Source organism: Aeromonas salmonicida, assembly GCF_028355655.1.
GTDB classification, from domain to species: domain Bacteria; phylum Pseudomonadota; class Gammaproteobacteria; order Enterobacterales; family Aeromonadaceae; genus Aeromonas; species Aeromonas salmonicida.
In genome coordinates, this window is record NZ_CP110645.1 from 3123026 (window position 1) to 3146971 (window position 23946).

Annotated in this window: 22 protein-coding genes; 11 read left to right on the plus strand and 11 right to left on the minus strand. The window is 58.3% G+C overall.

Annotated elements, in window-relative coordinates; translation table 11 throughout:
* Nucleotides 1-52: 52 nt before the first annotated feature.
* Nucleotides 53-1480, plus strand: a complete 1428-nt coding sequence (locus ONZ54_RS14615) for an aminotransferase-like domain-containing protein (protein WP_271786521.1) — start codon at nt 53-55, stop codon at nt 1478-1480.
* A gap of 147 nt (nt 1481-1627) precedes the next feature.
* On the opposite strand, the gene ONZ54_RS14620 is transcribed toward ONZ54_RS14615, so the two are convergent.
* The 3 genes from ONZ54_RS14620 to ONZ54_RS14630 all read right to left on the minus strand — a co-directional run bounded on the left by ONZ54_RS14620 (nt 1628) and on the right by ONZ54_RS14630 (nt 3692).
* Nucleotides 1628-2008, minus strand: a complete 381-nt coding sequence (locus ONZ54_RS14620; protein ID WP_042865902.1) for a DUF4354 family protein — start codon at nt 2006-2008, stop codon at nt 1628-1630.
* A gap of 391 nt (nt 2009-2399) precedes the next feature.
* Nucleotides 2400-2858: a GNAT family N-acetyltransferase gene (locus ONZ54_RS14625; RefSeq protein WP_021141142.1), complete on the minus strand. Its 459-nt coding sequence runs from the start codon at nt 2856-2858 to the stop codon at nt 2400-2402.
* Nucleotides 2859-3041: 183 nt separating this feature from the next.
* The gene (locus tag ONZ54_RS14630; protein ID WP_271788289.1) at nt 3042-3692 is read right to left on the minus strand and encodes a tellurite resistance TerB family protein; all 651 of its coding nucleotides are present in this window, start codon (nt 3690-3692) and stop codon (nt 3042-3044) included.
* A 201-nt stretch (nt 3693-3893) separates the two neighbouring features.
* On the opposite strand from ONZ54_RS14630, the gene ONZ54_RS14635 reads away from it, so the two are divergent.
* The 3 genes from ONZ54_RS14635 (at nt 3894) to ONZ54_RS14645 (ending at nt 5112) form a co-directional block, all read left to right on the plus strand.
* Complete coding sequence (locus ONZ54_RS14635; protein ID WP_021141144.1) at nt 3894-4364, plus strand: acyl-CoA thioesterase; 471 nt, start codon at nt 3894-3896, stop codon at nt 4362-4364.
* A gap of 84 nt (nt 4365-4448) precedes the next feature.
* Complete coding sequence (rsmS, locus tag ONZ54_RS14640; RefSeq protein ID WP_005310018.1) at nt 4449-4604, plus strand: pleiotropic regulatory protein RsmS; 156 nt, start codon at nt 4449-4451, stop codon at nt 4602-4604.
* A gap of 40 nt (nt 4605-4644) precedes the next feature.
* Nucleotides 4645-5112: a GyrI-like domain-containing protein gene (locus ONZ54_RS14645; RefSeq protein ID WP_271786522.1), complete on the plus strand. Its 468-nt coding sequence runs from the start codon at nt 4645-4647 to the stop codon at nt 5110-5112.
* Between the two features lie 31 nt (nt 5113-5143).
* On the opposite strand, the gene ONZ54_RS14650 is transcribed toward ONZ54_RS14645, so the two are convergent.
* Complete coding sequence (locus ONZ54_RS14650; RefSeq protein WP_005310011.1) at nt 5144-5986, minus strand: LysR family transcriptional regulator; 843 nt, start codon at nt 5984-5986, stop codon at nt 5144-5146.
* A 110-nt stretch (nt 5987-6096) separates the two neighbouring features.
* Between ONZ54_RS14650 and ONZ54_RS14655 the strand changes: the two genes are divergently transcribed.
* The 3 genes from ONZ54_RS14655 (at nt 6097) to ONZ54_RS14665 (ending at nt 10073) form a co-directional block, all read left to right on the plus strand.
* Nucleotides 6097-6615, plus strand: a complete 519-nt coding sequence (locus ONZ54_RS14655; RefSeq protein ID WP_271786523.1) for a nucleoside deaminase — start codon at nt 6097-6099, stop codon at nt 6613-6615.
* Nucleotides 6608-7843 carry a cyanate transporter gene (locus tag ONZ54_RS14660; protein WP_271786524.1) on the plus strand — a complete coding sequence of 412 codons (1236 nt, stop codon included), beginning with the start codon at nt 6608-6610 and terminating at the stop codon, nt 7841-7843. Before ONZ54_RS14655 ends, ONZ54_RS14660 begins: the two co-directional genes overlap by 8 nt.
* Nucleotides 7844-8192: 349 nt before the next feature.
* Entirely contained in the window at nt 8193-10073 is a 1881-nt protein-coding gene (locus ONZ54_RS14665) for an exotoxin A binding domain-containing protein (RefSeq protein ID WP_334312737.1), read from the plus strand.
* An 86-nt stretch (nt 10074-10159) separates the two neighbouring features.
* On the opposite strand, the gene rluF is transcribed toward ONZ54_RS14665, so the two are convergent.
* Entirely contained in the window at nt 10160-11194 is a 1035-nt protein-coding gene (rluF, locus tag ONZ54_RS14670; RefSeq protein WP_271786526.1) for a 23S rRNA pseudouridine(2604) synthase RluF, read from the minus strand.
* The gene (locus ONZ54_RS14675; RefSeq protein WP_257979923.1) at nt 11184-11306 is read right to left on the minus strand and encodes a hypothetical protein; all 123 of its coding nucleotides are present in this window, start codon (nt 11304-11306) and stop codon (nt 11184-11186) included. The genes rluF and ONZ54_RS14675 overlap by 11 nt, the downstream gene beginning before the upstream one ends.
* A 557-nt stretch (nt 11307-11863) precedes the next feature.
* Here ONZ54_RS14675 and gdhA point away from each other — a divergent pair.
* Together gdhA and ONZ54_RS14685 are read left to right on the plus strand one after the other, a co-directional pair.
* Entirely contained in the window at nt 11864-13210 is a 1347-nt protein-coding gene (gene gdhA, locus ONZ54_RS14680; protein WP_271786527.1) for an NADP-specific glutamate dehydrogenase, read from the plus strand.
* Nucleotides 13211-13439: 229 nt separating this feature from the next.
* A complete protein-coding gene (locus tag ONZ54_RS14685; protein ID WP_271786528.1) occupies nt 13440-15032 on the plus strand; it encodes an alpha/beta hydrolase in 1593 nt (530 codons plus the stop codon).
* A gap of 28 nt (nt 15033-15060) precedes the next feature.
* Here ONZ54_RS14685 and ONZ54_RS14690 read toward each other — a convergent pair whose 3' ends face one another.
* Nucleotides 15061-15486 (minus strand): VOC family protein, encoded by a 426-nt coding sequence (locus ONZ54_RS14690; RefSeq protein WP_416995565.1) that lies wholly within the window; start codon nt 15484-15486, stop codon nt 15061-15063.
* Between the two features lie 126 nt (nt 15487-15612).
* Nucleotides 15613-16080: a hypothetical protein gene (locus ONZ54_RS14695; RefSeq protein ID WP_271786529.1), complete on the minus strand. Its 468-nt coding sequence runs from the start codon at nt 16078-16080 to the stop codon at nt 15613-15615.
* Between the two features lie 154 nt (nt 16081-16234).
* Here ONZ54_RS14695 and ONZ54_RS14700 point away from each other — a divergent pair, with 154 nt between their 5' ends.
* A complete protein-coding gene (locus tag ONZ54_RS14700) occupies nt 16235-19378 on the plus strand; it encodes a DEAD/DEAH box helicase (protein WP_271788290.1) in 3144 nt (1047 codons plus the stop codon).
* A 49-nt stretch (nt 19379-19427) separates the two neighbouring features.
* On the opposite strand, the gene ONZ54_RS14705 is transcribed toward ONZ54_RS14700, so the two are convergent.
* The gene (locus ONZ54_RS14705; protein WP_271786530.1) at nt 19428-20015 is read right to left on the minus strand and encodes a histidine phosphatase family protein; all 588 of its coding nucleotides are present in this window, start codon (nt 20013-20015) and stop codon (nt 19428-19430) included.
* A gap of 401 nt (nt 20016-20416) precedes the next feature.
* On the opposite strand from ONZ54_RS14705, the gene ONZ54_RS14710 reads away from it, so the two are divergent.
* Nucleotides 20417-20704, plus strand: coding sequence for a hypothetical protein (locus ONZ54_RS14710; protein ID WP_005309977.1), 288 nt, complete (start codon nt 20417-20419; stop codon nt 20702-20704).
* A 119-nt stretch (nt 20705-20823) separates the two neighbouring features.
* Here ONZ54_RS14710 and ONZ54_RS14715 read toward each other — a convergent pair whose 3' ends face one another.
* Together ONZ54_RS14715 and speA are read right to left on the minus strand one after the other, a co-directional pair.
* Entirely contained in the window at nt 20824-21012 is a 189-nt protein-coding gene (locus tag ONZ54_RS14715) for a hypothetical protein (RefSeq protein WP_005309974.1), read from the minus strand.
* Between the two features lie 288 nt (nt 21013-21300).
* Nucleotides 21301-23202, minus strand: a complete 1902-nt coding sequence (speA, locus tag ONZ54_RS14720; protein ID WP_017411628.1) for a biosynthetic arginine decarboxylase — start codon at nt 23200-23202, stop codon at nt 21301-21303.
* Nucleotides 23203-23946 lie beyond the last annotated feature (744 nt).

Genomic DNA, 23946 nt, shown 5'->3' on the forward strand with positions numbered 1-23946 from the left:
CTATAACAGATGCAGTTATAGTGAATTACACCTATAACAGTTGTGTTATCCCATGTCCCTCTACCGCCAGCTGGCCGACCGCCTGCAACACCAGATAGATACAGGTATCTGGCAACCGGGGGAGCGCATCCCCTCCATTCGCCAGAGCTGCAAGACCCACGGACTCAGCCCCATGACGGTACTGCAGGCCTATCAGCTGCTGGAGAGCCAGGGGCGGATCCTCGCCCGCCCCCAGTCCGGCTACTACGTCAAGGCCGCCCCCTCCCGCCTGCAGCACTATGCGCCGCAACAGACCCACTACAGCGGCTCGGTGGACATCAACGATCTGGTGTTCGAGGTACTGCAGGCGAGCAAGTCGCGGGAATTGGTGCCCCTTGGCATGTCGGTGGCGGATCCGACCCTGTTCCCCCATCCCCAGCTCGGGCGGGCATTGGCCAGCTGCATGCGCAAGCTCGATCCCTTCAGTACTGTGGCGGACCTTCCCCCAGGCAACGAGGCGCTGCGCCGCGCCATCGCCCAGCGTTACGCCAGCGACGGGCTGGCGGTCGACCCGCAGGAGATCATCATCACCACGGGGGCCATGGAGGCGCTCTCCCTCAGCCTGCAGGTGCTGACCGAGCCGGGGGACTGGGTGGTGGTGGAGACCCCCACCTTCTACGGCGCCCTGCAGGCCATAGAGCGGCTGAAACTGAAAGCGGTGGAGATCCCGGTGATCCCGGGGGTGGGCATAGATCTCGCGCAGCTGTCAGAAGCGCTGGCCCAGCGTCCCATCAAAGCATGCTGGCTGATGGGCAACGTGCAACATCCTCTTGGCCACACCATGCCGGATGAGCACAAGCGCGAGCTGATGCTGTTGCTCAATACACACGACGTCGCGCTGGTGGAGGACGACGTCTATGCGGAGGTTTACTTTGGCCGCGAACGCCCCAAGCCCATCAAGTATTGGGATACACGGGGGCAAAGCCTGCTCTGCAGCTCGTTTTCAAAGTGCCTGGCGCCAGGTTTTCGGGTCGGCTGGGTGGTGGCGGGGCCTCATGCCGAGCGCATTCAGCGGCTGCAGTTGATGTCGACCCTGTCGACCAATGTGCCAAGCCAGCTGGCACTGGCCGAGATGTTGCGCCAGGGCGGGGTAGATGCCCATTTTCGCCGTCTGCGCCACACCCTGTCCCAGCGCCAGCAACAGATGCGGGCCGCCCTGCTGCGCCTCTTTCCGGATGAAGTGCGCATCAGCGCCCCCGATGGCGGCTACTTCCTCTGGCTGGAGTTTGACCCCCGTCTCGACAGCCGGGCACTGCATGCCCGAGCGCTCACCTGCGGCTTCTCGCTGGCGCCCGGTGCACTCTTCTCCAGTCAGGGGCAGTACAACCACTGCCTGCGCCTCAACAGCTCCCATCCCTGGAGTGAGCAGTTGGAGAGCGCCCTGATCAAACTGGCTGGGCTTATCGACGCCACACTTAAGCAAAGCTCTTCGTATGAATAAGCGTCACTTTCCGTGGCATATGAAATGTTTGGAAAATGCGCTTAACGTATGCGTATAAAAAACGGCATAAACCTTAATCACGATTTAATCTTCCCAACCAGTCGCGTATGCGACTGGCATTCCAACATCATAAGTTGAGGGTGAAGTTTAATGACAGTTATCAGATATTTTTACCAGTGCAGCGTTAAGGACAGCATCATTATTATCAGCAAATACTGCAATTCCTTTTACCATATCACCCTTTTTCAGAACACCTGAAACCAGTGCTTCATCAACGGTGTCTAATTTGAACTCCTGATTATTCTTGGCGTATGCTTTCAAGCAAGTTTTTGATAAGTCGATGTCATTGCCAGATAGCTTTGCCAAAGCAATTTCAAAGGTTTTTGTGTAAGCATCTTTGGTTCCTATCGATATTGAGCCTTGCGATTTTTCTGTTGCATATACGGCGATGTCCCCAACCGTTGAGGCGTTTGCAGCGAAACCTGAACCAGCCAGTACCAATGCTGTTGCGATAATAGAAATCTTCATCTCAATCTCCCAATAAAAGAACAAACAATACGAAAGTAAAACCAATCCGGTTTCTGACAAGAAAAGCATAAAGGTAACTAGCTAATATTATCTTGCACAGTGGTTGATTTTGGTTAGCAGCGCCTACGATATGCGCAGTGCATTTTAAACGTATGATCACACCTGCCACAAGTAAAGAGTCGAATTACATTCCTTTACAACTACATGAATTGTTACAAAATGTTCCAGCCCTGCATTACAATTTCATTTGTTCATTAAAACCAGCACAGCTAGATATTATTCTGCCACTCAATATCGACAACGTATAACCAGAGCCCGGCAGAAAATGACTCACCAGAAAAAGCAAACAACAGAGGCCCGTAACGGGCCTTTGTGTGGGAGATAACGCGACTTATCTGGCCATGATCTGTGACTGCACCTTGAACCCTAATGTTTCATAAAGCGCCTTGGCGTGCTCGTTGAAGGCCATCACCTCCAGCCGGATCTGGTGGGCACCGTGAGCCCTGGCCCAGTGGTCGCAGTGAGCAATCAGCGCCCTGCCGATACCTTGCGAGCGGTGCCCCTCATCGACCACCACTGAGCCGATGCGGCAGATGGGTTGCTTGCTGAGAAACGGGATGCTCTCGTTGATGTCGATGCGCGCGGTCAGAAAACCCACCACAGCGCCATCCAGCTCGGCAACGCAAAACAGTCGCCCTTCGGCAGCGATGGCAGTGAGCAAGAATGCCCGCTCCTCTGGCGAAGGCGGGCAGAACACCTCGGGATAGTGCTCATAGTGGATCTCTCCTATCTGCCGGTTCAGCTCGAGGATGGCGTCGATGTCCGGCTCCTGTGCCTTGCGTATTTCCAATGGATGCTCCTTGCCTCTGTGCCCTGACGATGAGACGGTCTCATCTGATCCCTTTTGGTCGAAGATCCATCATAGTGGCTGCCCACTCCGATAAGAAGTGGCGCGATCGGCATTCGGCCGGTGGCCAGACACGACAAGGCCCCGTCACGGGGCCTTGTCGACAATCCTTGTACGTAACGGGGATCAGACCGGCTGCGCCAGCTGGGCTACCTGCCGCTCTATGCTGCTCTTGAGGTTGTCATCAAGCTTGAGCGCACGGGCCAGCTCGTCGAGATAACCGCGCTCCATAAAGTGATCCGTCTCGATGGCGAGCAGGGAGGCAAGGTACACCTCGGTGGCCAGCTCCATGTCGGTCACCTCACGCGCCAGGGCATGAGGGTCGAGGGGGCGAGCAAGCTCGGTGTCAATCCAGCGCGCCGTATCACTTTGACCCTGCTCGGTCAGGTACTGCTGGATCTTCTCGCGCTCGGCACTGTCGATATGACCGTCGGCCCGGGCGGCCGCCACCATGGCGCGGACCAGCAAGGCTGCACGGGCATCCAGCGCATTGCCCTGCAGGGTATCGAGGGGCTGGGTCGGTTGCGCCGGGCTCGACTGCTGGGCCTGCCAATCCTGATAAAGCTTGTAGGCCAGCCCGCCGAGGGCCGCTGCACCGCCCACCGCCGCCACCTTGCCGCCATACTTGCGGATCTTCTTGTTGCCAAGCAGCAAGGCCATGGCACCGGCAGCCAGGCCGCCCTGCGCCACACCCTTCATCTGCGCCTTGCGGCTGTCGCCGCCTTCGTTGAGCCAACCTTTGCCAGCGCCCAACAACTGATCCAGCATTTGTTTCATCATGACTCCTCGCAATTGACCCCCCATGCTTGCGCCGAGTTTATGAACCAAGAGTGAATACGGGCCCAATATCACGCCGGGCGCTGTGCATCTTGTCGCCATTCGCGGTATACCTGACATAAATGCTGGCAAGCTTCTCAGGCCCGCCATGGCGCCAATGAACCAACCGGCACCGCGACTATGTCAAGACAAGGAGAGAGCATGACCCCACCCCGCGAGCTGACCCTGCAGTTTCTGGCCGAGCCCGCCGACGTCAATTTCGGCGGCAAGGTGCACGGCGGCATGGTGATGAAGTGGATCGATCAGGCCGGTTACGCCTGCGCCGCCGGCTGGTGCAGCGGCTATGCGGTCACCGTCTACGTGGGGGGGATCCGCTTCCTGCGGCCCATCCAGATAGGCCAGCTTGTGGAAGTACACGCCCAGGTGATCCACACAGGCACCACCAGCATGCACCTGGCGGTGGATGTCTACAGTCGCCATCCAGCGGACCGGCAGCGCCACAAGACTACCCACTGCATCATCATCTTCGTCGCCATGGACGAGACGGGCACGCCGACCAGGGTGCCCCAGTGGCAACCTGTCTCGGCCGCCGATCTGAGCTTGCAGCAATACGCCAAAAAGCTGATGGCCCTGCGCGAGGAGATAGACAAGGAGATGCGTCAGCACCTCTGAGCCCTTCATCGCCCGTGATACAGGGCCGGTCCCTATCCGAGTGCGGCTCTGTATAATGGCACTTTTCCCATTACGGAGTCTGTCATGTCATTGGAAAATGCCCCGCCCGAGGTCAAGCTGGCGGTGGATCTCATCGAGCTGCTGGAAACCAACCGGATCGATCCCGCGCTGGCGCTGGCGGCGCTGGCTATCGTATCCGAGGACTATCAACGCAAGCTCAAGGAAGGCAAGGATCACTGAGGGCGGCAGCGCTGCCGCCTCACCCAGCACAGGAGGCAAGATGACAGATCCCATACGTTTCGAAAGTGGCCGCCCCATGCTGTTTGGCGGCCTGCGTCGCCAGCATGCATTCGCGCACGCCGACTTCGGCGGTCAGTGGCGCGATTTCAGCGCCCTGGGTCCGCTGCCGGGCCAGCTGGGGGAGCATGCCTATGGCGTCATTTGCGGCGTGACCGCCACGGAATGCGAATATATGTGCGCGGTGGAAGTCGCCGCGCTGGAGGTACTGCCCAAGACGCTGGGGCGGATGCGCATCCAGCCCCAGACCTATGCCGTCTTTTTGCATCAGGGTCATGTCTCGACCATGCCACACACCTGGCAGCAGGCGCTGGACTGGCTGGCGCAATCGGATTACCAGTCTGCCCACCAGCCCGACTTCGAGCGCTATGGCGCCGAATATGACCCCCACACCGGCAGCGGCGAAGTGGAACTCTGGCTCGCCGTTGTGCCGCGCCAGGCCATGGCCTGAAGCTGGCCCCTCAACAGCGTGCCCGACCCATTCAGGCTGGCCCCATCACCTGGTCACACAGGGCGATCAGAGCCTCGCTGAGGCGGGCCAGGGGTTCGCCCCGCTCCGCCCCCAGATGCAGGGCCAACTCGACCGGATTGATCCTGGGCCAGTGCGAAAGGGCTACCTGATCCGGTTGCAGCAGGCGTGTTGGCAACAGACTGACCCCGATCCCGGCGCTCACCGCACCCTGCAAGCTGGCGAGGCTGGCACTGACATAGGCGATGCGCCAGCGCCGCCCCTGCCCATCGAGCGCATCCGTGATCTGGCGTCGATAGAGCCCTTCACTTGGGAACACCACCAGCGGCAGGGGATCGCGATCACAGGCAGGCCAGTCGCGGCTGTCGACCCAGGCTAGGGGTTCACGCCAGCTGGCGAGTGGTGCTCCTCGCCCCCGGCCCTGCTTGACCAGCGCCAGATCCAGCTCGCCGGCCTCGAAGCGCTGCCAAATCCCGTGGCTGAGGCCACTTTGTACCTCCAGCCGCACCTGTGGATATTGGCGGGCAAATGCGGCCAGCACGGGGGCAATGGCGCCAGCGGCGAAATCCTCCGGCACCCCCAGGCTCAATTGCAGGCTCGCTTCTGTCACCTGTGCCTCGGCTTCTGCCAGCAGCGCCAGAATGCGGCGGGCCAGCCCCAGCAGCTTTTCACCTTCCGCCGTGGTCACCACCTGACGACCACTTCTGTCCAGCAGCGGGCAGCCGAGCTGCTGCTCGAGGCGCCGTATCTGCTGGCTGATGGTGGACTGGGTCAGGTGCACCCGCTCACCGGCACGGGTGAAGCTGCCGGTGTCTATGATGGCGACGAAGCTGCGCAGCAACAGGGGATCCAGCATGGGGCACTCCATTTACAAAACCACTGGATGTCATTATATCATTTAATTTCCAAATGATTGATGGCACCACTAGGCTGGTCTGCTCCCCTCATTGGCTCAAGGTCCCTCTCATGTCTCATCCCCCTGTCGACCCCGCTGGCTCTCGCCTGATCCAGTCGCTGACCGCTAACCCCAGCCATCAGGAGTGGCTGGAGCAGGCGCTGCAACTGGCCCTGCAGAATCGGCAGCGAGGAGGTCGCCCCTTCGCGGCCCTGTTGGTGCAAAATAACCGACTGGTGGCAAGCGCCGTCAATGCCATGCATCTGGAGGGTGACCCCACCCGCCATGCGGAGCTGGAAGCCCTGCGCCAGGCCAGCCAATCCGGGTCGCTGGCGGGGACCATCGTCTACGCCAGCGGTCACCCCTGTCCCATGTGCCTGAGTGCGCTGGTGATGAATGGCATCCGCGCCGTCTATTACGCCTTTGATAACCATGATGCGGCCCCCTTCGGCTTTGACAGCACATCGAGCTATGACAAACTGCGACTGCCCCTCAACCCGCCGCCCCTGCCCCTCATCAAGCTGCCAGTCTCCCTCGGCGCCGCCGCGCTCTATGGAGACAACTCAGAGGCGGAACCAGCCCATGGGTAAGGACCTGCCCGCCAGCACCCCGCACCACCGCAAGCAGGATCTGGCCCTGCTGGTGCTGGTGATCCTGATTGGCCTCAACCTGCGCCCCTTTCTCACCGCCATAGGCCCCTTGAGCCGCGACATTGCCGACGCGCTGGCGCTGGACATGGATACCCTGGCCTGGCTCACCCTGCTGCCCCTCTGGCTTATCGGGGTCGGCGTGCTGCTCACCCCGGGCCTGCGCCGCCTCACAGGCCCGCGCCAACTGCTGGGGGCCGCTCTCTTGCTGCTGGGGATGGGAAACGCCATACGCTTCGATGCCACCAGCGGCGCCCTGCTGATCGCCAGCGCGGCGCTTTGTGGCCTCGGCTCGGCGCTGGTGCAAGGGGTGCTGCCCGGCCTTATCAAGCAGAGCTTCGCCCACAAGGTGCCACTGGTGATGGGGATCTTCTCGGCCTGCATGATGGGGGGCGGAGCGCTGGGAGCCAGCCTCACCCCGCAACTGGCGGCAAGCCTCGACTGGTCGCGGGCGCTTGCCCTGTGGAGTCTGCCGGTGCTGTTGGCCATGGTCTGGCTGGCGTGGAAAGTCCGCCTGCCAAGCGCCGCCGTGGTGGCTATTCCCCACGGTGAGCAGCGGCTTATCACCCTGCCCCGCAGCTGGTTGCTGATCGGCTGCTTTGGCATCATCAACAGCGGCTACGGCATCGTCGTTGCCTGGCTGGCGCCCGCCTATATGGCGCAAGGGTGGAGCGCCCAGCAAGGGGGCGAGCTGGTGGCCTGGCTGGCGCTGGCGCAGACAGCCAGCGGTCTCGGCCTGCCCCTGCTGGCAGCTCGCAAGCTGGATCGTCGCCCCTGGATGGGGTTGGCGATTGTCATGCAGCTGGCAGGATTTGGCGGCCTCTGGCTCGCGCCACAAGCCGCCCCCATCCTCTGGTGCATGCTGTGCGGCGCCGGGCTTGGCGGCAGCTTCTCCCTCATCATGGTGATAGCGCTGGATCACCTGCCCGACCCACGCCGGGCGGGTACCCTCAGCGCCCTGATGCAGGGATTTGGCTTTATGCTGGCAGCGACCGGCCCCTGGGTTGCGGCCCGCCTCCATCATCTGAGTGGCGACTTCGCGGCCGCCTGGCAGTGGCAACTGGGGGGATTGGCGCTGATGAGCCTGCTGGTGCTGCGCCTGGATCCCCGCCACTACCCCAGCGTAATGGGGCTGGCCAAGCCGGCCCCCAACCACGTCGCCGTCAATTGACCCTTCTGCGTCAGCACATTCTCACCCCGACCGGGTGAGGATGTCTCCTGCCTGCCAGCTTCCTCGCTGACAAAGCGGTTGCCCTTCACCACTGCCAGCTGTGTAAACCATCAACAAGTAATTTCATATCACATTGATTTTAAACATATTAACCGACCCCATATGGAGGATTGCCCCAGCATTATGGGCCGTTATGGTGAGGAGCTCAGACGAGCATAATTCTCATTTCGTCTGGCAGGGATGATGTCGTATTCACCAAGGAAGACAACGCCACACACCAGTGGCCCTGATATCACCAGAAGGTAAAGACATGCGGAAAAATGCAAAATGGGCTTCTCTACTCAGTGGCTTGGCCATGCTAGGCGGTGTCATCTCACCGGCCATGGCGGAAGAGTCATTCAATCTGTGGCAGGAGTGTGCAACCCGCTGCAACCTGGACCTTGGCCAAGGTGTCAGATCCAGCCAACTCGATCTCTCCACTTTGCTTGATGAACAAGCAGAACAAGGCGTATTGCACTACTCCATGGTGCTGGGTGAAGGAAGCAACAGCCTCAAACTCGCCATCGACAATGCCCTGACCCTGCGCAGCGATGGCTCGAGCATCACGCTAACCAGCGCCACCGCAGGCAAGGAACCTCGCAGTTACAGCTACCACAGACAAGGGAAAGGCAACTGGTCCCTGCACTGGCTGGTGCCCGTCGGGGATGAAGCGCCCGCCAGCATCAAGGTATTCTTCCATGAACTGGATGCAAGCTCCGACATCAGCCACATCTCCCCCATCTACAGCATCGAAGTCAGTGACGCTCTGCTGCGCAACATGGCAAAAAACGCGACACTCTATGTCAGACATGTTGAAAACAACGAAGTCAACCGCACGCTCACTCTCAGCGCTGCGGGAGTCGGCTTCGTGGCCGCGCCGACCCATCACAGTCGCCAAAAGCGCTGGAGCGAGTGGCATACCGGCAAGGTACTTTGCCTGCTGGACCCGCTGGATGCGGTTTACAACTATCTATCTCAGCGCAGCTGTAATCTGGGCGATACCTGGGAAGGCAAGGTTTATCGGATACTGGCTGGGGCTCCGGCTTCTCACGACACCCATATTGTCCCTACCGCCATCAGCCATCGCCTTCATTTTGCCAAGGCCGACAGCCTAGCAGCCCTGACCACCCATCAGGTGTGTGCCATTCCGCTCGAAGCGTTGGCGCGCAGTCGTCAACCCAGAGGCTGGGAAGAACTGAGCCAATGCGGCTACCCGGTCCACAATCTGATCACTCTTTATATCCTGACACGCTTGCCATGGTCCCAGCTTGATTCCGTGATTGCCCAGGCGCTGAGCCACACCACTCCCGAGGATGGTTCAACCCCCCGAGGGCAGCTGGCACAAGCCATTCGTGAAAACCCGGCCCAGGCGCGACTGGCCCTGACCATGGCCGCCGCCCAGAGTGACGCCTTTACCCGACAGCATGCAGACAATACTCAAGAGCAAGCCGCGAGCGCAGATGTGGTCAATCTCACCTGTCCGGCTGCAGATCTCAATTGCCTTTCTCCGGCCGACAGTGCCAATGCCCTGCAAGAACGAGATTATCCGAATGGTGCCAACTTCCTGGGTGAGGGGGAGAGCGTCCGTTTTACAACGGCTGGCACCCAGAATTGGTCGATGGCCCGTCTAAGCCAGGCCCATCAACAGTTGATTGACAGTGGCTATGCCTTTGTCGGCTACCACGGCACTTTTATCGAAGCGGCCCACAGCATAGTGTTTGAAGGTGTTCACGAGCGCGATCAATCCTCGATAGCCCCCTGGCAAGGCTTCTATGTCGCAGGGGATCCTGCCCTCGCCTATGGCTACGCCCAGGATCAGGACGCAGATGAGCGGGGACGGATCCGCAATGGCGTCCTGTTACGGGTCTATGTTCCCCGTACCGCCCTGCCCCGTCTCTATGCCACTTCGTTGACACTGGCGTCCCCTGATGCCGTTGATGAGGTCAGTCGCCTGATTGGGCACCCCTTGCCGCTGCAACTGGACGCCATCACAGGGCCGGAAGAAGAAGGTGGACGCCTCGAAACCATATTGGGATGGCGCCTGGCGGAGCAGGCGGTGGTGATCCCCTCCACCATACCGACGGATCCGCGCAACGTGGGTGGAAACCTTGAACCTGCCACTGTGTTACAAGAGGAGCGCGCTATCAGCACACTACCTGACTACGTCACCACACCCCGCGACGAGCTGTAATCCCTGTATGCAGATACCAAAACACCGGCCTGAGGCCGGTGTTTTGGGGATAGCAAGGGGAGGCTGACGCAGCTCAGGGTTACGCCTCAGCGCCCCTTCTTCTGGCGGCCGGACTGACCGGCGCGCGGTTTGGCTGCGGCCGGTTTGCTGCCCTTGTTGGGCGCCCCTCTACCTGCACTGCCTTTGCCTGCGGCAGCTTTACCAGCGCCGCCTTTGCCAACAACGCCCTTGCCCACTGGGCTCTTCTTCTCGAAGGCTTCCGGGCCCGGCACATTGGGGCGGCCGCCAATCTCGTGGTCATCATCCCGGCGCGGCTTTTTGCCTTGCGCCGCTTTGCCGGTTTGAGCAACAGCGGCTTTGGCCACCTTGGGCTTGTCGCCTTTGGCCGGTTTCACTTCGGAGGAGGAGTCCTCAATCAGCTTGAACAGCTCGATCAGCTCGTCGTCGGTCAGATCGCGCCACTCGCCCACCGGCAACCCCTTGAGGCTGACGTTCATGATGCGAATGCGCTCGAGCTTGGTCACTTCAAAACCGAAGTGTTCGCACATGCGGCGGATCTGGCGATTCAGCCCCTGCACCAGGGTGATGCGAAACACGAAGGGCGCCTCTTTCTTCACCTTGCACTTCTTGGTGACGGCGCCGAGGATAGGCACACCGGCCCCCATCCCCTTGATAAAGTCATCGGTCACCGGCTTGTCGACGGTCACCAGGTACTCTTTCTCGTGATCGTTGCCCGCCCTCAGTATCTTGTTGACCAGATCCCCGTGGTTGGTCAGGAAGATGAGCCCCTGGGAGTCCTTGTCGAGCCGCCCTATGGGGAAGACGCGGGTGCTGTGGTTGACGAAATCGACTATATTGTCCTTCTCGCCCGCCTCAGTGGTGGAAACTATGCCCACCGGCTTGTTGAGCACGATAAAGACCAGGCTGTCGGCTTCCCGCGCCTCGATCACCTGACCATTGACCTTGACCAGATCCCCGGCAAACACCTGATCGCCTATTCCGGCCCGCTTGCCGTTGATAAAGACCTGACCCTGCTCGATAAAGCGGTCAGCCTCGCGGCGCGAGCAGATGCCGCTCTCGCTGATGTACTTGTTCAGGCGCATGGATTCATTAGCCAGCATGGGTCACCTGCCACAGGCTGATAGCCCCATCCAGTTGCACGGTTGCCGGTGCCGGCATCGTCGGGGAGGCTGTTTGCTGCATCAGCCGGTTCACTTCGTCAAAGTTCTGCATACCATTCCATCTTCAAAAAGGCCAAGGCCAGCTTAACCATCAAAAAACGCCGATACAGTAGCATATTGCCCCGTCCAGCACGCCGGATACTTGTCACCCACTCCGGTCCTGTGTGCCTGGATCCCACTCTCATCACCGCATACCGCAAGCCTATTTCCTGATAACGCGGACCAGACGACGGGGTCAGGATCCAGAGGGCTGAGAAAAAAACACAAAATACGGTCGCAGGCCGGACAGAAAAACAGCGCTCGGCGCGGGCATGTAACATTCACACAATATGCAGCCAGCTTGCCATCACGCCACATCCGATAAAGAAGCACCTTGCTATTTATTAAATAAAAACGCATAAAAAGATTCGAATCTGCGCGAATTATCTTGCCATGACCCTGTCGGCATTCTGTCGTTTTCGGCGGCTAATCCAACAATCGTTGGCAAACTCGGTACAAGATAGAATTTTTGTCCGCATTCATCCCCAACACAAATCATAAATTTGGATGCACGGCATGCGCTTTTCTCTGGCAAGAGGCCAATTTCATCATTCACTACAGGAGTTACAGATGAGTCATTCCCTATCCCAGGCGGATTTTCTGGCCCAGGTGGCCAGCCGCAATCCCCATCAGCCGGAATTTATTCAGGCGGTGAGCGAGGTGATCGCCTCCATCTGGCCTTACGTGGAACGTCACCCCCGCTACCTGCAACAGGGCCTGCTGGAGCGGCTGGTGGAGCCGGAGCGGCTGATCCAGTTTCGGATAAGCTGGGTCGATGACAAGGGCCAGGTGCAGGTCAATCGCGGCTATCGCATCCAGCACAGCTCGGCTATCGGCCCCTTCAAAGGGGGCATGCGTTTTCATCCCTCTGTGGATCTCTCTGTGCTCAAGTTCCTCGCCTTCGAGCAGACCTTCAAGAACGCCCTCACTACCCTGCCCATGGGTGGCGGCAAGGGCGGCAGCGATTTTGACCCCAAGGGCAAGAGCGAGGGGGAAGTGATGCGCTTCTGTCAGGCGCTGATGCTGGAGCTCTACCGTCATCTGGGGGCCAATACCGATGTGCCTGCCGGCGATATCGGGGTGGGCGGGCGCGAGGTGAGCTACATGGCAGGCATGATGAAGAAGCTCACCAACAGCGCCGAATGTATCTTCACCGGCAAGGGGCTCTCGTTTGGGGGCAGCCTCATTCGCCCCGAGGCCACCGGCTACGGCCTGCTCTATTTTGTCGAGGCCATGCTGGCCAACCGTGACCAGTCGCTGGCGGGCATGACTGTCTCTGTGTCGGGCTCCGGCAACGTGGCGCAATATGCCATCGAGAAGGCGATGGCGCTGGGTGCCAAGGTGATCACTGCCTCCGACTCGGGTGGCACAGTCCATGATCCTGACGGTTTCACCCCCGACAAGCTCGCCAGATTGATGGAGCTCAAGAACGAGCAACGCCAGCGTATCGCCGATTATGCCCATGATCAGGGGCTGGAGTATTTCAGTGGCCGCACACCCTGGCACCTGCCGACCCAGATAGCGCTGCCCTGCGCCACCCAGAACGAATTGGGGGAAGAGGACGCCACCGCACTTGTCGCCAATGGCGTGCAACTGGTCGCAGAGGGCGCCAACATGCCGAGCTGCGCCGCCGCCATCAAGGTCTTTCATGAGGCCAAGGTGCTGTTTGCCCCGGGCAAGGCGGCCAATGCAGGGGGCGTCGCCACCTCCGGGCTTGAGATGAGCCAGAATGCCCAGCGCCTCTCCTGGACACGGGAGGAGGTGGATGCCCGCCTCAAGGGGATCATGACCAGCATCCACGCCACCTGTGTGCGTTACGGTGAAGAGGAGCAGGGCCACGTGAACTATGAGAGCGGCGCGAATATCGCCGGTTTCGTCAAGGTGGCCGATGCCATGCTGGCGCAGGGAGTCTGCTAGTCCCGGCAAGGATGTGCCATCAGCAAGCATTGACCGCGACGTGCAACACCAGACGGCAGCCCATGGACTGCCGTCTTTTCATGGTCTTGACCAGAGCCCGCCACCTGTACTTATCACCTTGTTTACATTAGGCTTTAAGCCTTGCTTCAAGGTTTGAACTGTTCAGACAGACACGGCGAGCCAGCTTGACTGCGGTTCGCCCCGACCGCCATCGCCCAGGGATCACACCATGCTGGCTCGTACCCGTCGCCTCCTTCGCCGCTCTCTTCTGACCCTCTTGCTTGCGCTGCTGGCCGCTTGGGGGGTGATCGCCTACTTTGCCTGGCAGGCTGCGCCGCTGCAGCTGTGGCATACCTTTATTCCCCCCGAGCTCAGCGCCGACGAACTGGATAGCAGCGACTGGCCAGCCTATCAGGCCCGCGAGCAACAGTTGTTCGACCTGGTGGAGCAGGAGGTGGTCGCCAAGACGCCGCCGGAGCAACAGCTGGCGGGCAATCGCTACTATCAGGGCTCGCCCATCAACCCTGCCCACTTTCAAGACGACTGGAATCGCTCCTACCTGCTGCGCCCCGAGGGCGAGGTGAAGGGAGTAGCCGTGTTCCTGCACGGCCTGACCGATTCCCCTTACAGCCTGCGCCACCTGGCCCAGCGTTATCGCGAGCGGGGCTTTATCGCCCTTGGTTTGCGCATACCCGGCCACGGCACAGTGCCCGCCGGGCTGGTCAATATGGAGTGGGAGACCTGGCTGGCGGCTACGCGACTGGCGGTGCGCGAGGCCAGAGCACAAGCCCCAAGCCCGCTGCCACTGCATCTGGTGGGTTTTTCCAACGGCGGCGCGCTGGCGGTGAAATACGCGCTGGATGCGCTGGAAGACAAAACGGGGACAGTGGCAAGGCCGGATCGACTGGTGCTCATCTCCCCCATGATAGGGGTGACCCGCTTTGCCCGTTTCGCCGGATTGAAGGCGGTGCCCGCCTTGCTGCCCGCCTTTGCCAACGCGGCCTGGCTTGGCATCATGCCCGAATTCAACCCGTTCAAATACAACTCCTTCCCAGTCAACGGGGCACGTCAATCCTACCGGCTGACCCACGCCATTCAGCAGCAGGTGCGCCAACTGGCGACCAGCGGTGAACTGGCGGCCTTCCCGCCAACACTCACCTTCCAGTCTGTGATGGATTACACAGTCAGCACCCGCTCCATCATCGCCGATCTCTACCACTTCCTGCCGAACAACGGCAGCGAGCTGGTGCTGTTCGACATCAATCGCGGCTCTGTTTTCGGCCCCTTGCTCAACACAGCCTCCGAGCTGGCCCTTAGCCATCTGTTGCCGAGCCAGCCCCAGCCCTATGCGCTGACGGTGGTAGGCAACGAGGCGGCGTCCCGCCCCCAGACCCAGGCAAAAACGATGGTCGCAGGCAGCACACTCGAGCAAGTTCGCCCCCTTGGCATCGACTACCCCAAGGAGATCTACTCCCTCTCCCACGTGGCGCTGCCCTTCCCCATGGACGATCCCCTCTACGGCATGGCGCCGCGCCCGGAGCAGCTGAACCAGTACGGTATCAACCTGGGCGGGCTGGCCCTGCGCGGGGAGCGCGGTATGTTGATCGTCAATCCAGGTGCCCTCACCCGCACCTCCTCCAACCCCTTCTATCCCTATCTGCAAGAGAGGGTCATGGAGACATTGGCGGCGCCCCTTCAGCCCCCATCGCCACTCGCCTCACCCCAAGCGAAACCGGCCAGCGACAACCACACGGATGCCGCCTATGAGGCAGAGATAGAGGCGTTTTTACAGGAAACAGACACGCCGGATTTACCCTTTTAGGCAAGCGACAAGAAGCAGGAGTTGGCAATCAGCTGGTAGTCGGGCTCAAGGGTAGCGGCTGATCTCGACAAGATTCTGATCCGGGTCGAGGCAATAGATTGATTCGATGGGCCCGCAGGCGCCGCTCTTGGTGACGGGCCCTTCGACTATCGCCACCCCGTGGCTGGCAAGCTGGGCGATGACCTGTGCCAGCGGCCAACGGGTGATGAGGCAGACGTCCCCCGACCCCACCTGCGCCCGGTTGCGCGGCTCCTGCCCAAGCAGTTGCAGATTGATCTTCTGGTTGCCAAAACGTAGCGCCCGGCGCCCCCGCACCAAAGGTGATGGCCTCCATATTGAGCACAGAGCTGTAAAACGCCACGGCCCGTTCAATATCACTGACCGTCAATACCAGATGGTCGATGTGGCTGATCATGGTTCCTCCTGGTGGTGATCTGGCTGATGTAGCAGCCATATGCCCATGAATGCCCGACGCTTTTCACAACCGTGGGCAACCTCATCATACCCGGCAAGGAGGAGCAGATGTGTGTCGTAGCACGCACAGACAGGCCAAATGAGTATATTGTCAGATAAATCCGCCTCACTGCACCGCGGCGCACGCTTTGTCGCGCTGGGCCAGTAAGGTCTCATCGTCACTGTCCATCGCAGCCAGAATCGCCTGATTGCAGGCGCGCTCCGCCAGCTTGGCAGGACTCTGCTTGGCATCCCCAATTTCAGCGATCATCGGCCGATAGCTGATGGCCGCCGAGCAGTACATGGTGCGAAATTTGGGCAGTTGCCAGCTGCTGTCATCCTGTCGGGTCAGATCATCGCAGAGCGTCTGAAACAGAGCAGCCGCCTTGACCGTGCACTGACTGAAACGCCGCACATCTTGCTCGTAGGGACGGCAGACGCTTTTGGGTTGGATCTGCCAGAACTGGAAGGCAAAGGGCACCTGCTCCCCCTCATATTCCACCACCAGCGTCTTGGCCTCGGTGCCATAGATATCCGCAACCTGCTGCTGTACCAGATTGAGATAAGCCGAAAAAAGATAGGAAACCGGATCCATCACCACCTCCCTGTGGTTGTCACTGCCGGGCTCTATTACCGAAAACCGGGGCGATTTTCAAACGAGTAACAGGCGACAACAGCTTACTGATTTAGTTGGAAAAAATGATACTCTTCTCGCCACCCTCATGTACAACGTTCAAGGCCTGTGTGCGATGCAACAATGCGGTATTTATGAACAACTCATTACTCAACTGCTGACATCTCGACTCGACCGCGAGCGCTTTTACGTAGGGGAACGCCAGCTTGAACCTGCCGAAGCGGCAGTCTGGTTATCGCGATTTCTGAGCCGGGTTTTGGAATATGCGGTGGGCTCGGTCACTGGAGAGGATCAGCTGCAACGGCAGATTGAGCTGGCTAACCAGTTATTGCTTTGGCTAAAGGATCGCACGCAAGACCCAGACTTTATTGGCGAGAACCTCATCGATAGTCAGGGGAAAATCCTGACGGCGCTCTACCAGTTGGATAACCCCATCTCAGCCAATTTAAAGCAATATGCCGAAGATGTTTTCCCTCTGACAGGTCTGACGCAAAGTGAGCTGTTCTGCGGCAGCAATGCGGGTTTGTCGATGGAGTCGGAGATTAAACGGGAGATATTATCGGCAGATAGCATCTGCTGGCTGGTCTCATTTATTAAATGGGCAGGTATCCGTATTTTCCGTCATGAGTTGGAGGAGTTCACCCGCAGCGGCCGCCAATTAAGAGTGATTACCACCTCTTATATGGGGGCAACCGACGCCAAGGCAGTCGAGTTTTTAGCCAACCTGCCCAACACCGAAGTCAAACTCAGCTATAACACCCAGCGCGAGCGGTTGCATGCCAAGAGCTATCTCTTTTGCCGAAATACTGGCTTTCATACCGGCTATATAGGTTCATCTAACCTCTCTCATTCTGCCCTCACCAGTGGCTTGGAGTGGAACCTAAAAATCACCTCGCAAGAGATCCCGCATATTATCGAGAAATCCCTGAGTACCTTTGAAACCTATTGGGAGTCCGATGATTTTGAGCTGTTTGATGGCCAGCTCGAAAGCCGTACAAAATTACAGCATGCGCTGCAAGATGCCCGTGGGGATGGGGACAAAAATAGCCCTGCCTATTTCTTTGATCTCACGCCATTTCCCCATCAACAGGAGATCCTTGAGCAATTGGCGATGGAGCGCTCTTTACACCAGCGTTTTCGTAACTTGGTGGTGGCGGCCACAGGGATGGGCAAAACCCTGATCTCCGCCTTTGATTTTGCGCGTTTTCTGAAAACCAAACCCGACGCCAAATTTCTGTTCGTCGCCCACAAAGAGGAGATCTTGCGCCAAGCATTGGCCTCTTACCGCGGTGTGCTCAAGCAATCTCATTTTGGTGAACTCTTGGTCGGTGGCGCCGTGCCAACCCACTACCATCAACTGTTTGCCTCAGTACAATCCTTGAATAACCAGCTGGCTAGTTTGCGTCTTAGCCCTGACTATTTCGATTACATCGTCATCGATGAGGTTCACCATATTGCGGCGGCCAGTTATCGTGGTTTGCTCGCAGCCTTTGATCCTCACATTCTGTTGGGATTGACCGCAACGCCAGAGCGCCATGATGGCGGTGATATTCTCGCTGACTTTTGTGGTGTCATCGCAGCAGAAATCCGCTTACCCGAGGCCATCAATCGTCGCCATCTCTGTCCATTCCAATATTTTGGCATCGATGATGATACAGACTTGCGCCAAGTCGCTTGGAAAAATGGCCGTTATGACATTAGTGAGCTCACCAATATCTACACCCACAATCAGCAGCGGGTGCAGAAAATAGTACAGAGCCTCGATGAGATCGTCACCGATATTACCAAGATCAAAGCCCTGGCATTTTGTGTGAGCCGTGAACATGCTGATTTTATGTGCAAGACATTTTTACTGAAGGGCATCAAGGCTGATCTCCTCACCAGCGATAACCGAGACGATCGGCATAGCAAACAACAAGATTTGCGTACTGGGGTGATCAATATTCTCTGCGTAGTGGACATCTTCAACGAAGGGGTCGATATCCCGGAAGTCGATACATTGCTGTTTTTACGGCCAACGGAAAGCCTCACGATTTTTTTGCAGCAATTAGGGCGCGGCCTACGGCTGGCGAGCAATAAAGAATGTTGCACCGTGTTGGATTTTGTTGGCAATGCTCGCGCGGAGTATGACTTTGCCCAGAAATTTCGGGCACTGGTGGGTAAAACCAATAAGGCGATTAGCCACGAAATCAAACAGGGCTTCCCTCATGCCCCCTTGGGCTGCCGCATCGAACTCTCAAAACAGACCCAAGAGTTAATTCTGAGCAATATCAAGAAGGCGACCCCCAATACCTCGCGACTCATGGGCCTGATCCGCCGTTTCTCGCAGGATTGTGATTTACCGCTGACGTTGGCGAACTTTTTGAAGTTTTACCCTCATATCAGCCTTGAGGAGATCTACAAGCGCGGCAATTGGAGCACCTTAGTCAAACAGGCCCGCAACCATAGCGTTTCTGAAATGAGCGATGAGAAGCTATCTACCCTCTACACCCGGGCCATCAAAACCCGGCTATTAGGCTGCGATGCACTCCATTACTTGAAATTCTTACAAACCTTGGTGGCAGACGCCTTTACCTTAACGGCTGAGCACGATGAACGTATGGCCTTGATGTGCCACTACGACTTCTGGCAACAGAGCGGCCCCAACGCAGGCTTTAGCTCCTTGGCGCACAGCCTGAAACAACTCAATCAACCAGCGTTAAGGGCCGAGCTGGCAGACCTGCTGCCCATGCTGATCAATCGGGTGCAGCACGAACAACTAGCCATGCCTGACCTTCCCGGCAATCCGCTGCAACTGCATGCCCGATATGCCAGAGAGCAGGTGCTGGTTGGCTTTGGTGCTACCAGTTTCGAGCAGCAACCACCAGCCAGAGAAGGGGTGTATGTCATCGCAGAGCAAAATATCGAGTTGCTGTTCGTGACCCTGAACAAAACGGAGCAGCACTTCTCCCCTACCACCCGTTATCACGACTACGCCATCAATGAGTCATTGTTCCATTGGCAGAGCCAAAACAGCGCTCGCCCCGAGCGGGGTAAGGGCCTGAGTTACATTCAACACAGAGCGGAGGGTAAGCGCTTGTTTTTGTTCGTCCGTGAGCAGAGCAAAGATGAATTTGGCCGCACCCTTGGCTTTGTGAACTTTGGCGAAGTGGAGTACATCTCCCATAGCGGCAGCCAGCCGATGAACATCAAATGGCGGTTGACTACTCCGATGCCCCCCTTCATGTGGAAAGAAGCAGCAAAGTTGGCGATTGGCTAACTCCTGTTAAAGAAAACGGCTCGCCAGTGGCGAGCCCTTTTCGTCGGGGTCAGCACTCAATCCGCTCGATCTGGCCGTCATTTAGCTTGAAGAAAGCATCCTGCGGCAGGTCTTGTGACCAGGTGGTGGTGTAGTCGATGTCGGCATAAGCACCGCGCAGCATGGCGCCAAACAAACCGTGGGAAACCACGATGGCACGCTCGGCAATGCGATCATCCTGCAGCCACTGTTGGGCCCGGCGCTGAATACATTGAAAATCTTCACCACCGGGCGCCTGCAGATACCAGTCCGGCTGGCTGATATCAAGCTTGGGGTGAGCTGCCACCAGATCCGATACCCGGCAGCCCTCCCACTCCCCCATGTTCAACTCCACCAGTCGCTCATCCCAGACGATGCGCTCACTATCCAGCCCCAGCTGCTGGCACACCAACAGCGCCGTCTGCCGAGCTCGGCCAAGGGGGCTGGCGTAGAGAGTCCAGCGTGCGGGTTCGTCCAGCACATCGCGCAGACGAGCCCCCATGGCGGTGGCCTGCGCCTCCCCCTTGTCAGTCAGGTCGGAATTGCAGCGCCCCTGTAACCGCTGCTCGGCGTTATAGCGGGTCTGGCCGTGACGAAGCAGATAGAGGGTTAGAGACATGGTTTCTCCAGCAGGTTCAATTAGATAAGTGGCATGAAAGGCCATGATGATAACAGATGTGCCGTACGGACACAGATACAAACGGGACAAGACGAGCAGGACCCAGGCTTCAATCGGCCGGGGAGATCCCCCAAGCTATGCGCGCTGAAACAGGGCGACCATGAAAACCTGACCAGAGTGGGCCTGATTTTCACCGTCAGAAGGAGGAAAACACTTCATTTTTTTCTTGGCGAAAAAAGTCGCACATTTTCGTTGTGCCGTGCTTTGGGTCAGGGTAATCTCGAGCAAAAATACAAGACTCGAACGTTACTTTTTATGGCCGCTTATCACGGCGCCCAAGGGGACAGTTCGACGAGAAGAAGGTCACATCATTTATCACCCGTTCAGGCGAGGAATCGCACATGGCTAGATACCAGTTTTTCTCCATTCCGGCATCCAACCGGCAGCAGTACACCTTTATCGACATGGCATCCCCCACCTTTCTGACCGAGAAAGAGGCGCTGCTGGCGCAGGGATTCGAGGTGCAGGAAGACTTTATCGATGCCGCGAGTCGCAGTGAGGCCGTCGAGAAATACAAATCCAACTTCCTCTACGTGGCGGACGAGATGGGCAAGTCAGACAGTGGCTACGCCGCGGCGATCGCCCTGATGGACGTCGGCAAGGGGTTGTTGGGCGGCAAAACGCGCTGACAAGACTCGTTGACAGAAGTCGCCAGCAGGCATCGTTAGCAGAAAACCAACAAGAGAAGATAAGTGGCCATCGCGGCAAGGTGTCCGATGGCCATGTGACGAGCAGGAGACAACCTGCGTCAGAAGCGGGCCAGTTGCTGGAGCATCTCGATCAGCTCCTCTTCACTGCGGGGCTCATGGGTCAGCTCCAGACTCGGGGCCGCGCCCCCCATCAGCATGTAGACATGTGTGCTGCAGTGGTCATAGTGATACCACTTACCGTCGATACAGAGGTCGGTATAGCATCTCGGGTCCCTTTCCAGTTCCATAGTCACATCCTTTTGTTACATACCACCCACATCACTCCTGACCGTAAAATAACCCGCCCACCACAGGTTTGATGCAGATCAAGGGAAGAGGCTGGCTGAGACGGATATCTGCCGGATCCGGGCCCTGAGCCGCGCACTACCGCCATCCACCACTCATATAAAGATGGCTGTCCGCCTCCCTGCTCTCGTGAAGGGGATAAGATGCCATCAACAAAAACGGCGCCCGAAGGCGCCGTTTTTTCATTCCCGTCTTTTTGTTTCCACCGACGGGGCGAACAAGCCAGAGGCTTATTCGTCTTCCAGATAGGCATAGCCTTGCAGACCCAGCTCCAGCTCGTCGAGCAGGGCCTTGCGAGTCGCGTCATCCAGCGCCGGGTGGGAGACGATACGCTGGTAGTTCTCGCGAATGACGGAGGGGTCGATATTGACGTAACGCAGCAGCTGGTCGACTGTATCGCCGCGCACCACATTGCGAATGTCCATCTTGCCCTCTTCATCGAGACACACTTCCGCGCAGTGGGTGTCACCGAACAGGTTGTGCAGATCCCCCAGGATCTCCTGATAGGCACCGACCAGGAAGAAACCGACGTAGCACACTTCGTTCTCTTCATACTGCGGCATCGGCAGCGTGCTCTCGACCCCCAGACCGTCGACGTAGTGTTCAACCTGACCATCGGAGTCACAGGTGATATCCATCAGGATGCCACGACGACTGAGCGGACGATCGAGCCCGGTCAGCGGCATCACGGGGAACACCTGACCGATACCCCAGGCATCCGGCAGGGACTGGAACAGGGAGAAGTTGGCAAAGCACTTGTCGGCCAGTTTCTCGGAGAGCTCGTCGGCCAGGGCGCGGTGGTTGCGGTTGACCGGGTTGAGCATCTCTTTCAGTGCCAGACAGGTGTTCTGGTGCAGCATCTCGGCCCAGGCACGTTGCTCCAGATTGAGCAAGCCCATGGTGTACTGGGTGTTTACATCGCCCAGATCCGCCACTGAGTCGTGGAAGATCTCCAGCAAAGAGGGATCTTCACCACGCAGATCCAGCCACCCTTGCCACATGTTCTGCAAGAGGGTCGGCGCATCCTCATCCGGCGCGCTGATGTCGCTCATCTCCACCCCTTCGGCACCAATCAGATTGGTGACCAGCACGGCGTGGTGAGCGGTCAGGGCACGGCCGGACTCGCTGATGATGGTCGGGTGCGGCAAGTCAAACTCGCGGCACACATCGCCGATGCCCCACACCACGTTGTTGGCGTACTCGGACAGGCTGTAGTTGGCGGAGCAGTGGCTCTGGGAGCGAGTGCCCTCATAGTCCACACCCAGGCCACCGCCGACGTCGACCACGTCGATGGGCACACCCAGACGACGCAACTCGGAATAGAAGCGACCGCACTCGCGGATACCGCCCTGAATGTCACGGATGTTGGCGATCTGGGAGCCCAGATGGAAGTGCAGCAGTTGCAGGCAATCCAGCTTGTCCAGGCTGCGCAGACGCTCGACCAGCGCCAGGATCTGGGAGGCGGAGAGACCAAATTTGGACATGGAGCCGCCGCTCGATTCCCACATGCCGGAGCCGGTGGACGCGAGCTTGGCACGCACCCCGATATTGGGCTTGATGTTGAGGCGAGCTGACTCGTCCAGCACCATTTCCAGTTCGGAGGGTTTTTCCACCACTATGTAGACCTTGTGGCCCATCAGGTTGCCGAGCAGGGCGTGGCGGATATATTCGCGGTCTTTGTAACCGTTGCAGACGATCACCGAGCCTTGCTCATGGTGATGGGAGAGCACGGCCAGCAGCTCCGGTTTGGAACCCGCTTCCAGGCCAAGCCGTGGCTTGTCGCTGTAAGACTGGCTGATGGTCTCGATGACTCGACTCTGCTGGTTTACCTTGATCGGGTAAACACAGAGGTAATCCCCTTCATAGCCTGACTTCTCGATGGCCTGACCAAAAGCGTTGAACAGTGCATCGACCCGACTCTTGAGGATGTCGGGGAAACGCAGCAACACGGGAGTGGTCAAACCGGACTGGCGCAACTGTTCGATGGCATCAGAGATGACAATGTGTGCATCAGGGCGCGATTTGTCGGGAGCGACGGTCACATGACCGGCGTCATTGATGTTGAAAAAACCCGCACCCCAGTAGGGAACGTTGTAGACCTTCAAGGAGTCCTTGCTGGACCAGTTAGTCATGGGCTATGCCTCGCAAATGAGCGACCAGTGGCCGCCTTCGTTACCCTCAATCACATCCAGACCATCGATTGCAAGTTGCGGCAAGCCAAGGCTGCCTGGTGGGATCTGAACAGCAACGAGTCATGAAAGCGCGACGGATGACCGCCTTCGTTTCACCACTTGTTACCTTCCATCACATCCAGCTATTGCACATCGCGGCAAGCCAAAGGCTGCCTGGTGGATCTTGGGAAGTAACGAGTCTTGATGTGGGGCTGGTGGCTTTACATCAAGCTCAACGGTATGCGGTGCCGCCTTAGGGGCGCCGCGGTACTTTGATGACAGACAGCATCAGCCACGCCGTCAGTTCATCATTCGGCACCATCACAACGACAAGGGAGGTTTCAAGGAAGAGAAGCGAAGGCGTCAGCACGCAAGCGTGTTGATAGACGACAACAACCACAGCCTACCCAACACCAGTGACCGCCCATGACAAGGGAAGATGATGAGCCGCTGGCTCACTCGGTCAGATGGTTAATGAGTGTCCGTTGTTCTCCCTGATACCGGAGCCTAACCGGTATTAAAGAAACCATACCCCAGCAGTGTCTGTCGTTTCTGCGTGCCTCGCCCTATAGGCGTATGATCTTTCAGGTTTCTGGTGGCGTCTGCCTGCTTCAGAGTTACCCTTGGATCGGCGCGGAGTGTACACACTTACCGCCAGCGGTGACAATAAAAAATAGTGTTCAAAAACTGCTTTTAATAAGGTGA

What these genes read in the sequence shown, in the direction of transcription:
- ONZ54_RS14690 (WP_416995565.1), bottom strand. Translation starts at nt 15,486, where the DNA reads ATGGCTGCTACATCAGCCAGATCACCACCAGGAGGAACCATGATCAGC.
- ONZ54_RS14700 (WP_271788290.1), top strand. Translation starts at nt 16,235, where the DNA reads ATGCAACAATGCGGTATTTATGAACAACTCATTACTCAACTGCTGACA.
- ONZ54_RS14675 (WP_257979923.1), bottom strand. Translation starts at nt 11,306, where the DNA reads ATGCAGAACTTTGACGAAGTGAACCGGCTGATGCAGCAAACAGCCTCC.
- ONZ54_RS14705 (WP_271786530.1), bottom strand. Translation starts at nt 20,015, where the DNA reads ATGTCTCTAACCCTCTATCTGCTTCGTCACGGCCAGACCCGCTATAAC.
- ONZ54_RS14645 (WP_271786522.1), top strand. Translation starts at nt 4,645, where the DNA reads ATGACAGATCCCATACGTTTCGAAAGTGGCCGCCCCATGCTGTTTGGC.
- ONZ54_RS14615 (WP_271786521.1), top strand. Translation starts at nt 53, where the DNA reads ATGTCCCTCTACCGCCAGCTGGCCGACCGCCTGCAACACCAGATAGAT.
- ONZ54_RS14685 (WP_271786528.1), top strand. Translation starts at nt 13,440, where the DNA reads ATGCTGGCTCGTACCCGTCGCCTCCTTCGCCGCTCTCTTCTGACCCTC.
- ONZ54_RS14710 (WP_005309977.1), top strand. Translation starts at nt 20,417, where the DNA reads ATGGCTAGATACCAGTTTTTCTCCATTCCGGCATCCAACCGGCAGCAG.
- ONZ54_RS14650 (WP_005310011.1), bottom strand. Translation starts at nt 5,986, where the DNA reads ATGCTGGATCCCCTGTTGCTGCGCAGCTTCGTCGCCATCATAGACACC.
- rluF (WP_271786526.1), bottom strand. Translation starts at nt 11,194, where the DNA reads ATGCTGGCTAATGAATCCATGCGCCTGAACAAGTACATCAGCGAGAGC.
- ONZ54_RS14630 (WP_271788289.1), bottom strand. Translation starts at nt 3,692, where the DNA reads ATGAAACAAATGCTGGATCAGTTGTTGGGCGCTGGCAAAGGTTGGCTC.
- rsmS (WP_005310018.1), top strand. Translation starts at nt 4,449, where the DNA reads ATGTCATTGGAAAATGCCCCGCCCGAGGTCAAGCTGGCGGTGGATCTC.
- ONZ54_RS14620 (WP_042865902.1), bottom strand. Translation starts at nt 2,008, where the DNA reads ATGAAGATTTCTATTATCGCAACAGCATTGGTACTGGCTGGTTCAGGT.
- ONZ54_RS14660 (WP_271786524.1), top strand. Translation starts at nt 6,608, where the DNA reads ATGGGTAAGGACCTGCCCGCCAGCACCCCGCACCACCGCAAGCAGGAT.
- ONZ54_RS14715 (WP_005309974.1), bottom strand. Translation starts at nt 21,012, where the DNA reads ATGGAACTGGAAAGGGACCCGAGATGCTATACCGACCTCTGTATCGAC.
- speA (WP_017411628.1), bottom strand. Translation starts at nt 23,202, where the DNA reads ATGACTAACTGGTCCAGCAAGGACTCCTTGAAGGTCTACAACGTTCCC.
- ONZ54_RS14635 (WP_021141144.1), top strand. Translation starts at nt 3,894, where the DNA reads ATGACCCCACCCCGCGAGCTGACCCTGCAGTTTCTGGCCGAGCCCGCC.
- ONZ54_RS14655 (WP_271786523.1), top strand. Translation starts at nt 6,097, where the DNA reads ATGTCTCATCCCCCTGTCGACCCCGCTGGCTCTCGCCTGATCCAGTCG.
- gdhA (WP_271786527.1), top strand. Translation starts at nt 11,864, where the DNA reads ATGAGTCATTCCCTATCCCAGGCGGATTTTCTGGCCCAGGTGGCCAGC.
- ONZ54_RS14695 (WP_271786529.1), bottom strand. Translation starts at nt 16,080, where the DNA reads ATGGATCCGGTTTCCTATCTTTTTTCGGCTTATCTCAATCTGGTACAG.